Source organism: Thermodesulfobacteriota bacterium, from assembly GCA_030583865.1.
Lineage (GTDB): Bacteria > Desulfobacterota > GWC2-55-46 > GWC2-55-46 > GWC2-55-46 > UBA5799.
In genome coordinates, this window is sequence record CP129479.1 from 2,426,501 (window position 1) to 2,440,557 (window position 14,057).

General features: G+C 56.9%; 16 protein-coding genes. 5 read left to right on the top strand and 11 right to left on the bottom strand.

Translation table 11 applies throughout. The features are described 5' to 3' along the window. The first annotated feature begins 27 nt into the window (after positions 1 to 27). From QY316_11565 to QY316_11585, 5 genes are read left to right on the top strand one after another with little or no spacing between them, the layout of a single operon-like run. Positions 28 to 807, top strand: a complete 780-nt coding sequence (locus tag QY316_11565; GenBank protein WKZ32536.1) for a glycosyltransferase family 2 protein — start codon at positions 28 to 30, stop codon at positions 805 to 807. After that, entirely contained in the window at positions 807 to 1,550 is a 744-nt protein-coding gene (locus tag QY316_11570; protein ID WKZ32537.1) for an FkbM family methyltransferase, read from the top strand. The genes QY316_11565 and QY316_11570 overlap by 1 nt, the downstream gene beginning before the upstream one ends. Before the next feature lie 26 nt (positions 1,551 to 1,576). Continuing rightward, positions 1,577 to 2,215: a class I SAM-dependent methyltransferase gene (locus QY316_11575; GenBank protein WKZ32538.1), complete on the top strand. Its 639-nt coding sequence runs from the start codon at positions 1,577 to 1,579 to the stop codon at positions 2,213 to 2,215. Between the two features lie 6 nt (positions 2,216 to 2,221). Next, complete coding sequence (locus tag QY316_11580) at positions 2,222 to 3,037, top strand: DUF6492 family protein (protein WKZ32539.1); 816 nt, start codon at positions 2,222 to 2,224, stop codon at positions 3,035 to 3,037. A gap of 8 nt (positions 3,038 to 3,045) precedes the next feature. Beyond that, a complete protein-coding gene (locus QY316_11585; GenBank protein WKZ32540.1) occupies positions 3,046 to 4,128 on the top strand; it encodes a glycosyltransferase family 9 protein in 1,083 nt (360 codons plus the stop codon). A 7-nt stretch (positions 4,129 to 4,135) separates the two neighbouring features. Here the strand turns inward: QY316_11585 and QY316_11590 are convergent, their stop codons facing one another. From QY316_11590 to waaF, 11 genes are all read right to left on the bottom strand, one after another. Beyond that, positions 4,136 to 5,284, bottom strand: a complete 1,149-nt coding sequence (locus QY316_11590; protein WKZ32541.1) for a glycosyltransferase — start codon at positions 5,282 to 5,284, stop codon at positions 4,136 to 4,138. A gap of 14 nt (positions 5,285 to 5,298) precedes the next feature. Continuing rightward, on the bottom strand, positions 5,299 to 6,066 hold the full coding sequence (locus tag QY316_11595) for a hypothetical protein (protein ID WKZ32542.1): 768 nt from the start codon (positions 6,064 to 6,066) through the stop codon (positions 5,299 to 5,301). Positions 6,067 to 6,232: 166 nt separating this feature from the next. Further along, positions 6,233 to 7,042 carry a hypothetical protein gene (locus tag QY316_11600; protein ID WKZ32543.1) on the bottom strand — a complete coding sequence of 270 codons (810 nt, stop codon included), beginning with the start codon at positions 7,040 to 7,042 and terminating at the stop codon, positions 6,233 to 6,235. A 60-nt stretch (positions 7,043 to 7,102) separates the two neighbouring features. Next, complete coding sequence (locus QY316_11605) at positions 7,103 to 7,975, bottom strand: glycosyltransferase family 2 protein (protein WKZ32544.1); 873 nt, start codon at positions 7,973 to 7,975, stop codon at positions 7,103 to 7,105. Beyond that, positions 7,975 to 9,168 carry a glycosyltransferase family 4 protein gene (locus QY316_11610; GenBank protein ID WKZ32545.1) on the bottom strand — a complete coding sequence of 398 codons (1,194 nt, stop codon included), beginning with the start codon at positions 9,166 to 9,168 and terminating at the stop codon, positions 7,975 to 7,977. The genes QY316_11605 and QY316_11610 overlap by 1 nt, the downstream gene beginning before the upstream one ends. Next, the gene (locus QY316_11615; GenBank protein WKZ32546.1) at positions 9,168 to 9,338 is read right to left on the bottom strand and encodes a Trm112 family protein; all 171 of its coding nucleotides are present in this window, start codon (positions 9,336 to 9,338) and stop codon (positions 9,168 to 9,170) included. Before QY316_11615 ends, QY316_11610 begins: the two co-directional genes overlap by 1 nt. A 201-nt stretch (positions 9,339 to 9,539) precedes the next feature. After that, positions 9,540 to 10,505: a lysylphosphatidylglycerol synthase transmembrane domain-containing protein gene (locus QY316_11620; protein ID WKZ32547.1), complete on the bottom strand. Its 966-nt coding sequence runs from the start codon at positions 10,503 to 10,505 to the stop codon at positions 9,540 to 9,542. A gap of 95 nt (positions 10,506 to 10,600) precedes the next feature. After that, entirely contained in the window at positions 10,601 to 11,194 is a 594-nt protein-coding gene (locus QY316_11625; protein ID WKZ32548.1) for a phosphatase PAP2 family protein, read from the bottom strand. Beyond that, a complete protein-coding gene (locus tag QY316_11630) occupies positions 11,194 to 12,222 on the bottom strand; it encodes a glycosyltransferase family 9 protein (protein WKZ32549.1) in 1,029 nt (342 codons plus the stop codon). The genes QY316_11625 and QY316_11630 overlap by 1 nt, the downstream gene beginning before the upstream one ends. Continuing rightward, positions 12,219 to 12,779, bottom strand: a complete 561-nt coding sequence (locus QY316_11635) for an HAD family hydrolase (protein ID WKZ32550.1) — start codon at positions 12,777 to 12,779, stop codon at positions 12,219 to 12,221. The genes QY316_11630 and QY316_11635 overlap by 4 nt, the downstream gene beginning before the upstream one ends. Further along, the gene (gene waaF / locus QY316_11640) at positions 12,776 to 13,807 is read right to left on the bottom strand and encodes a lipopolysaccharide heptosyltransferase II (GenBank protein ID WKZ32551.1); all 1,032 of its coding nucleotides are present in this window, start codon (positions 13,805 to 13,807) and stop codon (positions 12,776 to 12,778) included. The genes QY316_11635 and waaF overlap by 4 nt, the downstream gene beginning before the upstream one ends. Positions 13,808 to 14,057 lie beyond the last annotated feature (250 nt).

Sequence of the window (14,057 nt, forward strand, 5' to 3'; positions counted from 1 at the left end):
GGAAGGCGCTTGATTGATTGACAGGACATGGAAACTGCCGTCTCGTGCATATTGATAGTGAAGGACGAGGAGAGGAACATCGGCGCGTGCCTGGATACTCTCTCGTGGGCCGATGAGATAATAGTAGTCGATTCCGGCAGCGCCGACCGGACCGCGGCCATATGCGCCGGATACCCGAAGGTGGTCTACCGCGATTTTCCATGGGAGGGCTTCGGGGCGCAGAAAAACCGCGCGCTCGCTCTCGCCACCAAAGAATGGATCTTCTCGCTGGACGCTGACGAGCGCGTGACCAGAGAGCTTGCAAGCGAGATAATCTCAACGGTCCGGGCCCCGCGATTCGAGGCCTATCGCGTCAAGCGCAAAAACATCTACCAAGGGACCTGGGTGCGAAGGGGCGGCTGGTGGCCGGACGAGGTCTTGCGCCTTTTCAGGCGCGGATCCGCAAGGTTTGACGACCGCATAGTGCACGAGACGGTGCTCTATGGCGGGCAGACTGGGCTCCTTGAGAGCCCGCTTCTCCACCACTCCTATAACGAGGCAGGAGATTTCCTGAGCCGCGTTGACCGCTACTCCACCCTCGGCGCAAGGCTTCTTAACAAGCGCGGCAAGCGCGCCGGGACGCTAAACATACTGGCAAGGACGCTCTTCGTATTCCTTAAGTCTTATGTGTTCAAGCTCGGGTTCCTCGACGGCAGGGCGGGGCTACTCGTCGCGTTCTCGACCGCCGAGGTTACTTTCTACAAGTACATGAAGCTTGCGGAGATGGGGGAAGGAGGCCAAAGAAAGCTTCCGCAATCGCCGACTTGATGTTCAGTTTTTCCGGTTTCCAAAAAAATCCGGCAATTTTGGAGAAAAGTCCCTTGGGTGCGATTAAAAGGTTACTGTTTGGCAAGCATTCGAAAATCAGCTATTCGCAGTGCGGCGAAGACATTATCATCGCGGGCGTCCTTGCCGCTTTAGGCATTAAAAGACCCACTTATATCGATATCGGGGCATTTAATCCTGTCTACCTCAGCAATACCTACTTTTTCTATCAAAAAGGGAGCAACGGGGTCTGCATTGAGCCGAACCGGGTACTGTGCAAGAACATCCAAAGAAAAAGACCGAAAGACATATGCATTAATATGGGCATCGGGCTCTCCGCAGCCGCTGAAGCCCCTTTTTATATTATGAATGAGGCAACGCTCAGCACATTTTCAAAAGAGGAAGCCGAGCGTATGTGTTCATATGGGAATCTGAGCATAGAAAAAGTAATTACAATCCCGCTAATAACCTTAGTGGAAGTCATAGAAAAATATTTAAAGGGTTGTCCCAATTTCATATCCCTGGATGTCGAAGGGCTTGACCTGGAAATCCTGAAATCATTCGATTTTGCCAAGTACCGGCCCGAAATCTTTTGCGTTGAAACAATCACCTATACGGAGGACAAATCCGAAAAGAAGATAGTGCCTACCATCGAGTTCATGCAGAGCAACGGTTATTTTGTTTATGCCGATACCTATATAAACACAATTTTTGTGGATAGGGCTGCTTGGGCAGCCAGGCCATAATGCTGCACATTACGAGGGGGGGTTTCATGGAAGGCATAGATTCGATTGTCGATGAAATAACCGTCTTGGGCAAAGACGACAAGGTGTTTGATAAAATAGAGCTCTCTTTCCAGGAGCAGGCATATGAAAGAGGGAAACCGCATAAATACCTGATGGCTTCATTGAAGCTCTTCAATGCCATAAAAGGCCGTGTCATCGTCGAGATCGGGTGCATGAGAAAGGAGATGCTTCACGGCATAAACGAGTTCAACCCCGAATGCTGCAACGACGGCCATTCAACCGTTATCTGGGCCAGCTCAGGCGCGCAGGTCTATTCCGTGGACATAGACCGCAAAGCCGTTTCAATCGCAAAGAGAAGCTGCAAGAAATACAGGAACTGTACAGTAAAGAAGGCCGATGGGATAGGGTTCCTCGAAAAGTTCAGGGATAAGATCGACCTCCTGTACCTGGACGCATGGGACGTGCTTCCAGGGACCGAATACGCCGAGAATCATGTGCTGGCATACCTCAAGGCCAAGCCCAAGCTCAACAGGCCCAACATAATAGTCATAGACGACACCGATATCGCGTCCGGCGGGAAAGGCCGCCTCCTTTTGCCTGTGCTTGCCGCCGACGGATACCGGATACTAGTTCGCGGGCGCCAGACAGTCGCCATTGCGGGATGATGCGCAATGAAGGTCGACGTCGTCATACCCTTTCACCCGAAAGACATTGATACCCTCCCCTGGTGCATCGAGGGCATACGATCCAATCTCCCGGCATCTCGTGTCCTCGTAATAGGGAGCGCCGCCTCAAGGCCCTTGCTTGAGAAGTACGATATCGAGTTCGTGGACGAGGACGCCGTTATTCCCGGACTCAAGCTCTCCTCCCACTCCGGCAAGCGTTGGGGCTGGTATTTCCAGCAGATATTGAAGCTCGGCATAGCGGATCATGTTACAACGGACCACTACCTTGCGGTCGATGCAGATACCGTTTTTTTGAGAAAAACCCCTCTTTTCAGCGCTTCAGGCAAGCCACTTTACGCTACAAGCGAAAGCATCGACCACCATAAGCCGTATTTCGAAGGTTTCGAGCGGCTGATGGGGTTTCAGGCCGAGCGCGAATATTCGTTCGTAGTCCACCATATGCTATTCAACAAACAGCGTGTCAGCGAGATGCGCGAGATGTTCACCGGCGGCCCTCCCTGGTATGCCGCAATAATCAATCGCATGAATCAGGGGCTGCCTTTTTCCGAGTACGAGACATATGGCCATTATCTCAAGCACAAGTACCCTGATGATTTCGAGCTGCGTCAGTTGCGGTGGTCGGATATTTGGATATTACCGACCCGGCGGTTGATCGGGCGGCTCGCGACATGCTATGATTTTTGCGCCTTCCACGCGCACTTCCGCGAGAAGCCCCTAGGCAGGCTGCAACGTGCCGCGATCCGCTTCAAGATCGAGCGCAGGATTGTCAGACACCGGCTGCGGTCTTGTTTGAAAAGATGAATCATTCTGTGGCCAGCGCATCAAATATTCTTCTCGTCCAGCTCGGCGATATCGGCGACGTCGTCCTCACCACCCCTTCGATACGCGCTATTAAGGAAAAATATCCTGGAGCATTTGTTTCCGTAATGGTGCGGAAGCCGTTTGGCGGCCTCCTCGCGGCCGACCCGCACCTCCATGAGGTCGTGGAGGCCGGGAAGGTGCGCGGCAACCCCTTGAAAGCCTTTGCAGGACAAGCGTCTTTAGTCCGCCGCATCCGCAAGGCGCGGTACGACCTCGTAATAGACCTCCGCACCGGGGACAGGGGGGCCGTCATGAGCTTTCTTACAGGCGCGCGGACGCGCGTCGGCGTGCACTGCAAAAAGCCCGTCTGGCGTAACCTCCTTTTCACCAGGACAGTCCGGGACCTCATGCCCGCTCCTTTGCCTGTTCACCCCGGAGCGGACCAGTCGCTCCGCATACTCCGCGCCATCGGCATAGAGACAAAAGACTCGATGCCGCGCCTTTATTTTTCGCAGAACGACCTCGCGCGCGCCCGGACGCTCGTTTCAGAATCAGGTCTTCCGCGCGGCACAAGGCTGATCACGATAAACCCCTTTTCGCGCTGGAAGTACAAGGAATGGCCGGGGAGGAAATGGGGGGAGGTCATTGACGAGCTCTGGGGAAATTGCCGGGTTCCATCAGTGCTGGTCGGCTCCAAAGACGAATCTCCGGAAGCGGAAAAAATCAGAACAGGCCGCGAGGGTCACACTTTCAATCTTGCCGGGAAGACTAATCTTCCGGAGCTTTCAGCTCTCATTGCACTGAGCGCGCTCCAGTTGGGGGTGGACAGCGCCGCATCCCATATCGCGGCGGCAGTAGGGACGCCGACAATCACAATCCACGGCCCCACGGACTGGCGCGACTGGCGGGTGCTGGACGGCCTTCACAGGGTTGTTGCCCCGGAAATGCATTGCCTGCCTTGCAGCAATAAGGGCTGTAACGGGAGCGGAAAGAGCATCTGCCTTGACGAGCTGACAGCAGTACCCGTCATTAAAGAAGCGTTATCAATACTGGACATGAAAAAAACCGGGCCGGTTGCAATACGCGAGTAGGTTCTGTTCAGCAATTCTTACTCAACGCCCCTACAAGCCGGAACGCCCTCTCGAACCTCATCTCCCACGTGTGCTCGCGTAGCGCGCGCTCCCTGCCCGCGCGGCGTATGGCCTCAGCCTCGTCCGGGCTGGAAAGTAGCCGGCGTATCTTTTCGACCAGGTCGTCGAAACCGGAATATGTGGCTATCTCGCGGCCTATCTCGTAAAACGGGGCGAGCTCTTCGTGGTGCTCCGTGAGGTAGAGCCCGCCGCTCATGGGCACCTCGAAATCGCGGCCCTTGAGGCAGAAAGCGCCCTTGTGCCCGAGAACTCCGCCGAAGCCGAGGTTTATGCGGGAGCGGGACCATGTGCGGACCATCTCTTCGGTCGGCAGTGGGCCGTTAGGCCAGCCCGGCCCAAAGGCCTCGATCTTTATGCCTGCCGCCCTCAGCCGAGAGACGACCTCTGGCCGGTTCCCGTAGCACTGCCCCACGAAGGAAATATCGAACTCCTTCTCCACCTCATACGGCCTGTGGACGAGCGGGTTGGCCCCCTCGGGCATGTAAATGGGTATCGCGCCTTCGGCCAGGTACTTCGGGAGCGCGTCCTCGGTGCTGGTCCAGCAGAGGTCAAAGCGGCCGCATATGTCCCTTGCGCCGCGAGCGCGTCCGCCGCGTACCTTGCCGACAAAGGCCTCCTTGTCGTTAAGGGCGAGATTGACAATGGGCGCGCCAAGCGCGCGAAGCCCGTCCATCGCCTCGGGCGTTATCTGCTCGCCTGATATGTAGGTGAAGACTGCGTCAAAGGGGCGGACTGAATTCCATTCAGCCGCCTTCCGAAGGAGGCCCCCGTTCATCCGGGCCATCCAGCCCTTTTCGCCCTGCTTTATTCCACCCGCGAGCGCGGGGTCGCGCCAGTCGATCGTGCGCACCTCGCCGAATGCCGCAAGCGACGGCCCGAAGGACGGCCCCTCCCAGTTGTAATTGTGATAGACGGCTAAGATGTGCAGGCGGACTTTCGGCTTGGGGGTCTTATCCGGGAAGCGCCTCTTTACGAGCGCGCTGATTTCCGCGTCCCCGGGGATGGAGAGGCCCCGCTCCCGGAAGAGCCTTTCATAATGCCCCCCCTCCTTTTCAAGGCGGCGGCAGTTCTTCCAGGCCCGGAAGGACCGTCTCATTTCACGGAGCTTGCTCATCTCTTGAATGTATACAGGCGCGGCCCGTTTGACTTCCGCTCAAGCCCGTTCATCATGTTTATGATGTGCCCCGCGTCAATGGCGGGGACGGAAAACCTCTTGGCCGCATCCACGCACACCTGGAGCGCGCCCACGCCTGCCCCCACCAGGAAGCAGTCCGGCTTTTCCTTGACCGCGCGGAAAACGCCCTCTCGCATCGAGTCCCACCTGGTCGCGGCGTATGAATCAGGGATGGGTGCGTGTATGAGCCTCGGATGAGAACCAGCCCGCCCGAACCAGCCATAGCATTCTTTCTCGTTAAAATCCGAATTGATGACGCAGACCGTCTTGCTATCCACTGCCGCCGCGAACCTTTCTCCTGAAAGATAGGCGTAGACCGCGTAAAAAGGCATGTAATTGGCGCCGGTCAGGTTTATCCCGTATCGGGCAAGAAACTCGAGGAAACGGAGCGCGGAATCCTCCCCGTTCTTTTTACCCAGGAGCGCGCGAAACCGGCCACGGCGGCGCATGTTGCCGGGGAAAAGAAGCGGGGCCATGAAGCCGTTCATGGAAAGATACCTGAGGGCTTCCGCGTGCGCCGGGAACGCCGCGCGGATAGCCTCGACGGACTCGGCCTGCTTATACAGGCCATTGCATTTAAGTGAAGCGCTGTAGAACTCGTATTCGCCGTCAGCGAAACGGACGACAGGAAGCGGGCGGCGGTCTTTTATTCCTGTCTCGACGCGCTCGGAAAGGAGGGAGACATAAGCATCACCTGAGGGCATGTCCTTATGGAAAAGGCAAAATTCCTCTTCCCTCTGTCCAGGCGCGTTCCGGGAGAGGACAGGCTCATTATCGATGCCGGATATGGCAAGGCGCTCGAAGCGGAAGTCTTCGCAGCCGGGTAATGCGCCGACAGACACAGCTTCCGGGATTATTCCCGTTGCAGGCCTATTCCCCATTTCCACCCATGCCCTGCAAGAAATCCTTATACCTTTCGGCAAACTTTGGATTCAGGGAATTGCTGCAAATGATGACATTATCCGAAAACCTGTCGTTCTTGTAAATGTCCACTGTTACGTCCTGGAATACGAACTCAAACAGAGCCTTCGTGTTGTTTTCATCGAAAACATGGAAATGTATGTAAGGGTACTCCAACGGGTACTTCTCATGGAATTTTTTCTGCCAGCCGTCTTTCACAATGGCCGATTGCCTGTAGTCCTCTACATGGCTGGAATCCGAAGCGTCAGCCATTTTCTCAAAATCCTCGATCATGTGCTCAAGAGGCGTAGGGGCCCTGAACTTGTCATAGGTAAAAGAATAATGGGGGATGGCATGGAACTGATGGCCCTCTTCCCTGGTTATAAAATGAAAATTCAGGAGGAGCCATATCGGGTTAGGCGAGTGCTCCAGCAGGTTGGAGGAAATTGAACAATCATATCTGTGCTTCAGCCGCGAAACCTTATGCGCATCGTGCATGTCAAGAATAATGGTTTTCCTGTCCCTGGATATTCTATGCCCGTGCCACAGAAATTTTATTTCCTGCTTTATAAGTCTTCTCAAAATGGAGATGGAATATTTGAAACCGGGCGTATTGCCAGCCTTCCAGACCTTCCCGAAACCCCCATCGGGTATGTTGACGTCTTCCACGGTGCAGGACCCGTATTCTACCAACTGTTCGACTCTCCCCCCAGCACGCGCGACCAGCCCCCGGATATTCTTTTTTACGGAAATATCTATTTCCGTTCCGCGCAGAAGCATTCTAAGCCCTTTCTGAGCCCTTTCAATTCCGACTGCCAAAACCAGCGATTGACCACGCCTCTATCCGGCTGCTTCTTCCATCACAACCCTGTACCTTTCGAGCTTCCGGAGCGCCGCTGTCTTGTCAGCTGCCACGGGGAGCAGCATGCGGATGCTCAATATGCGCCAGAGTGCGTGCAGTCTCTGTGCGTTCCGTATCCTCCGAATGGACTCAGCCCTGTAATGCTTCCGGTAAAACAGGTACTCCGCACGCATTTTTTTCCTGACCAGCTCCGCCGGGAGCGTGTCGATCTCGCTCTGGCCACCGTGGTGCATTATAACGGCGTCCCGGATAAAGCCAATCTCGAAGCCGTGTTTGCGCACCCTGAGGCAGAGGTCCTGGTCCTCGCCGTAGAGAAAAAAATCTTCGTCAAAGCCGCCGAGGTCCCGCATAAGGCTTGCGCGGGCGATCTGGCAGGCCCCCAGCACGCAGGCTATCTCCCCCGGGAGGCGGCCAAGATCAGCGGCCCCGTGCCGGTGCCCCGGGTAGCGTAAGGAGACGGAGTCCTGCCGCGTGCCGTCGGCATTGAGCACCATCGGCCCGGCCAGCCCGGTTTCCGGGTGCCCGTCCATAAACTCGGCCATTTTCCTGAACGAATCCGGCTCGACCGTGGTATCCGGGTTCAGGAGCACAATGTATCTTCCGGCGCAGCCGGGGAGCGCCTGGTTATTAGCGGCCCCGAAGCCCCTGTTGGTTTTGTTGACGATGAGCCTGATTGAGGGGAACCGTTTTCGGACCACCTCGGGGCTTCCGTCCTTTGAGGCGTTGTCCACGACCGTGATTTCATACGAGACGCCCTCTGTAGCCAGGACAGATTCGAGGCAGGACGCGAGCAGGCCCGCGGTATTGTAAGAGACTATCACGACCGATATGTCAGGCGCTTTCCCGGCCATCACGCGCCTGCCCCGGCAAGGGCGCAGCCTTTAAGAAGGACTTCCTGGTAAACTATTCTCATCTTACCGGTCAGTCTGTCCCAGTCGTGTAAAGACGCGGTCCTCGCCGCCGCCTTTCCCATTGCCTCGCGCCGGAGCGCATCCAGCAGCTGCAATACCCTTTCAGCCGCCTCATCCGCGTCCTTTCCGTCCGGCAGGACAAAGCCGTTTACGCCGTCCTCGACCAGGTCCTTTGCCCCGACATTCGGGCTTACTATTACGGGGAGTCCTGCCGCCATTCCTTCCAGGACCACCATGCCGAAGGTATCGAAGGCCGAGAGCATTATAAAAAGGTCTGCGGCCCTGTAATACCTCTCCAGCCCCTCCGCCTGCTTGCCCGCGAATATAACCGCGTCTCCGATGCCGAGCGAGCGGGCAAGCTCGCCGTATCTCTTTTCGTCTCCCCGCCCCACAACCAGAAGCCTTATTCCCGCACCCGGCCTTCTGGAGCGCGCCAGCGAAACGGCCCTTATAATGGCATCCAGCCCCTTGACCTCGAAGTTCATGCCCACGAAAAGGAGGAGGAGGTCCGAATCCTTTATGCCGTAGCGCTCCCGTATCCCGGCCCGGCATGCGGCGCGGTCAGGCCTGGAGAACCTTTCATACTCCACACCCGGGTGCATGGTCTGCCAGCGTCCGGCGAGGGAGGGGTATTCGCGGCGGAACGCCTCTAAAGCGATGGACGAGACCGGAAGGAAGACCGAGGCGCTCCCTGACGCGAGCATCCGCCTCTCAAGGCCCGTTATCGCCCGGTCAAAGAGGCTCGGGTGCTTCCTCCTTACCTCCCGCGCCCAGCCCGCGTGGGGCACGCAGTGCATTGTAAAGACGTCTGCGCGGAATATCCAGTCGTGCGCGTGGACGATATCGAATCCGCCACTGTCTACCAGCTTCTGCGCGAAAAACGCGAACGACAACGGGCGGAGAAACCTGGGGAAGCGGACCATCGGGACCTTGTGGAACGTTATCCGGCCCGAGCGCGCCACCCATTTGTTCGCGAAGACGTGTATCTCGTACTCTCCGGAGAGCGCAAGGCGCTCCGTAAGCTCGCTCGCGAAGCGCTCGCCGCCGCCTACAAGCCCGAACTTTGGGATGGCTACAGCGACCCTTGCCCTTCCGGTTTTATATCCGCCGCCCTGTGGCGTTCCCTGCCCCATTACCTGAGCGGCGAAGCCTCTTCAACGAGCATCACCGGGATATCGTCCTTTATCGGGTAGACGAGCTTGCACCTTTCGCAGACGAGCCCGTCCTTCTTCTCATTCAGCTTTATGCCGCCCTTGCACTTCGGGCACGCAAGTATATCGAGAAGCTCCTTGTCGATTGCCATCAATCACCTCCGTTAAATGATTACGAAAGGCCTGCGCCGCAAAAAACATGTGAAGGGTGCCTCTAAAAATTAAGAATTTTTTCTGAGGTCAAGGAAGGGCGGAAATAAAAAGCGCAGCATATATGGTAATATGTGAGCATTTTTATTTCCGCCCTGACACAGAGATCAGGAAAAATAATCATTTTTAGAGGTAGCCTGAAATCACTTCCGGGCCATGCCTTCCTCGACAGCCTTCCTGCCGCCCATCCTTACGTACTCGACCCCCCCTATGATGCTCACGAACACGCCGGTCGCGAACCAGAGTAGAGATAAAGCGATTGCCTGCTCCTTCGAGGCGCCTATCATCGTGAAGAGGAATATGAACGCGCCCTCCCTTATGCCGAGCCCTGATAGCGAAATAGGGAGCATGGAGATGGCTGTCGTGAGCGGGATGAAGAGGAAGTAGTAGCCCACCGGCACGTCCATCCCCAGCCCTGAGCCGAGCACATAGTAGCCGATTATGACCCCTCCCTGGATGACGAACGAGCAAGCGAATATCCGGTAGAGTATGCCGTGATGCCTCTTATAGCTCATGAGCACCTTGTAGAAGGTGTCTATCTTCCTGTTGATGCCGTAGAAGTGGACCCTGTCCAATATGCGCATGGCCCAGGAATGGAGCGGCCCTATCCAGATGACCATGCTCATGAAGGTGAAGCCGCCTATGAGGAGGACGAAAAAGCCCGGAAGTCCGGTCCCGGCTATGAGCGGGTACCCGGGGACGAGGGCCAGCGCCGTTATGCACATGAGCGCGGCGAAACCCGCGTACCTGTCCATGAATATAGAGGCGAGCGCGACGTCTCCCTTTTTCGAATGCTTGTAGAGATAGTAGCCCTTGACGAGGTCCCCGCCGACCATTGTCGGGAGGAAATTATTGAAGAAGAGGCCGATGAAATAGATGGAGAGGAGCCTTGAATAGGGGACGGTCATGTCCTTCCTGAGTATCACCGACCACCTGTACGTGGCTATGGTCTGCACCGAAAGGAAGACAAAGGCCACGAAGGCGACGGAGAGCGGGTTTACCGAGGCAAATGTCTTCCAGAGCGCGTCAAGGTCGAGGTTCCGGAGGAGCACATACATTATCGCTCCGCTTACGCAGACCTTGACCAGTGTCGAGATTACGCTTTTCATCCGCCTATTCCGCCTTTCCGGGGGAAACCCCCAGATTGTAACCTTTCCCGAGCGATTATTCCAGAGGATTGCCGCGCTTACAGTCTTTAGCCAACCTATTCAGAATACTTCTCTTTATCTTCATCCTCTTTTTCATCCCTGCCCCTGTCGGGGGCCGCGCCCCCGAAAAACCTCTCTTCCGCCTTGATTGCGGCGAGCGCTATAAAAGTCCCGAGGAGCGCGCCGGCGGCGATATCGGCCGGGTAATGCACTCCCGCATAGGGTCGCGTGTACGCGACAAAGGCGGCAAAAACAATAAAAAGCGGCCAGAACCTCCTGTGCCTTGCCGAAAGAAAGACCATCGCCGCAAAGGCGGCGGTAGCGTGCCCGGAAGGGAGCGAATAAGAGGAGGGACAGCCGACAAGAAGCCTGACCCCTTCGAGCGCCTGGCACGGCCTGGGCCTCATGAGGGCGAACTTAAAAAGGGTAGTCATGAGCTCTCCGACTAAAACCGCAGCCGGAAGGATGAAAAGCCCGCGGAAATCGCGCCTCCTCCCCAGTATCCAGACAAGCGCCGCGCCCACTATCATCATGCCGACGAAGTTGAGCTTCTCGGTCGCGTATGCCATGACCGGGTCTAGGGCCTGGGAGGTCCAGGCGGTGTTCATGAGCCGGAAAAGGCGGATGTCGAGTCCCGTGATAAAATCCATCAGCCTTTACGCGACTGGCACATTTTTTCCACCGCCTCCATTACGTCGTCAATAGAAATAAGCGTCATGCACCTCGGGTCCCTGCACTCCCTTTTGAAGCAGGGGCTGCAATCGATGCCTTTCCGTATTACGATGTGCCCGTCTCCATACGGCCCGGTCCTCCAGGGCGCGGTCGGCCCGAAAAGGGCGATAACGCGCGCGCCCGCGGCTGCGGCTATGTGCATGGGGCCGGAATCGACGGTCACGACGAACCTGGATAGCCTCATAAGGGCCGCAAGCTCCTTCAGGTCCGTCTCGCCCGCAAGGCTTACAGCGCCCTTCCCTATGGCCCGGGCCATTGATGAAAGACCTGACGCGTCGGAAGGGCCGCCTATGAGCACGGGCCGTAGTCCCTTCTCTTCCGCTATCCTACGGGCAAGCCCGACGAATTTATCGTCGTCCCAGAGCTTGGTGGCCCACCTCGCCCTGGCCGCCATCACGAAAAAAGGGCCTTCCGCCCCCTTTCCGGCAAGCTTCTTCTTAATAGACCTCTCCGCTCCCCCGAGGCCGCGGGTAAAGGCGGGCGCGTCCAACGGCCCCCCCACCCCAACGACATGCCTTGCGAGGTCGAGGTACCTGTCTACCGCGTGCCTTTCAGGGTCGTAGGCCGGGAGCTTTTCATTTAAAAAAACATGGCTCAACTCCCGTGAATTGGAGAAGCCTACCCTCCTTTTAGCGGCAATAAGCCAGACCCATGCGCCGCTTTTAAGGAGCCCCTGGAAATCGAGCGCAAGGTCGTAGCGCCGCTCTCTCAAGCGCCTCGCGGTCCGGAGGTTATCCTTGAGGTTCCGCGCCCAGCCGCGCCTTACGATTATAACCTCGTCGATGGAGGGGTGCCCCTTCAGGACGCCGCTTGCGGCCTCCTCGACGAGCCAGTCTATCCTGGCCTTAACGCCCTTTGCCCTGAAGCCCTTCTTTAGGGCGTCAAGGGCCGGGAGCGTGTGCACTACGTCCCCGATGGACGATAGCTTGATTATGAGGACCTTCATAAGGGAGGCCGTTCAAGGTCTGCGAGGATCCAGGCCGCGGCTTCGAGGATGTCCCTGGCTATGAAGTCCGGGGCCTCTTCCATGCCCTCGAGCTCGCCCGCGCCCTTGCCCGTAAGGACGAGTATGCCTTTAGCGCCTATGTTCCTGGCAAGCCCGACATCAGAGGCCTTGTCTCCGACCATGTAGGCCTTCTTCGAATCGAACTCGTGCTCAAGCGCCGCGAGCTCCACGAGGCCGGGCAAAGGCTTCCTGCACTGGCAGTCTATATCGGGGTGGTGGTTGCAATAGTATACCCCGTCGATTATCGCGCCTTCCCTGCCGAGGAGGTCCTTGAGCCTCCGGTTCACGGCGTGCACCTGGGCGTCGGTATAATAGCCCCTTCCCACGCCTGACTGGTTGCTCAAGACTATCACCTTAAGGTCGCGCTCGTTAAAGAGCCTTATGGCCTTTGTCGCGCCCTCGATGAGGATAAGGCCGTCCGGGTCCGAAAGATAGCCCACGTCCTCGTTTATGGTGCCGTCCCTGTCGAGGAAGACCGCCCCCGCTGTTTTCTTCATGCGATCAAGCCCTTGGCTGCCTTAAGGACCTCGTCCGCATCTATGGCCCTAAGGCACACGTAGTGTCCGAATTTGCATTCCCTTTTAAAACAGGGGCTGCATTCCATCTTCTTGCCGACGACTGCCGTTTTTTTCCCTACAGGCCCGGTAAGGACGGAATCGGTCGAGCCGAATATGGCTACTGTCGGGACGCCCAATGCGGCTGATATGTGCATGGGCCCCGAGTCGTTCGTGATAAAGGCGTCGAGGAGCGACATGAGCGACATGGACTGCCTGAGACTCAGCTCTCCCGACAAATCCGATGCCCGGGGATACGCCCGCTTGAGCGCGCCGCACGCCTCCTTGTCGTCCGGGCCGCCGAAGACAAGGGCAGCGCCTTTCCGGGCCTCTGAAAGCTCTTTAAGGACCGAGGCGAACCTTTCCGGGGGCCACATCTTTGCCGGGCCGTAGCTCGCTCCCGGCGCGGCCCCGAAAAGAGGGCGGCCTGAAAGCCCTTTGTCCCTCAGGAACCCCCTTGCCCAGCCTGCCTCCTCCTCGCTTATATAGAGCTTCGGGATTGGCGCTATCTCTTTATCTACCGAGCGCCCAAGCGCCTCGACAAGGTTAAGGTAATAGTATACTTGGTGCCTTTTCTTTATTTCCCGGGTCACCGGGACCGCCTTCGTGAGGAAGGCAGACCTAAAGTCCCTTGCGTAGCCGACCCGCTCGGGTATCCTTGAGAGGAAGGAGATGAAGGCGGCCTCAAAGGCGTTCTGAAAAAGAAGGGCCGTATCAAACCCCCTGCCCTTAAGCTCCGAGGAGACGCTAAGCTTTTCGAGTATGCCGCCTTTTTTCGAGCCGAACTCAAGTATTTCCGAAATGGCCGGGTTATTCTCGAATACCGGTATTACCTTGGGTTTCGCGAGTACGGTTATCCTCGAAGAAGGGTACAGGCTCTTCAGCGCCTCCAGTGCCGGCAGGCACATGACCGCATCGCCTATCCAGTTGGGCACCCTTACGAGGATCTTTTTTCCGTCTTCCCTGCGCATACGCCTGCCTAATGACATGAATTCGGGGGAACCAAGGCGCTTGACCGTGCAAGGACCATCCCTGGATTGCATTGATTATAGTACGAAAAAGGGCGGGGTTTCAATCTGCAAAACCCGGGGCGCCTTGACTTGGCGCCAGGCTTTTGCTATTTTTTTCAAATACATCCGTGCCCAAGCCGCTCGAAATCACCCCAGGCGCCTTTTCCATCGGAGTGATGCCTGGCAAGGCCTGTTCATGCCCTTCCTTTTA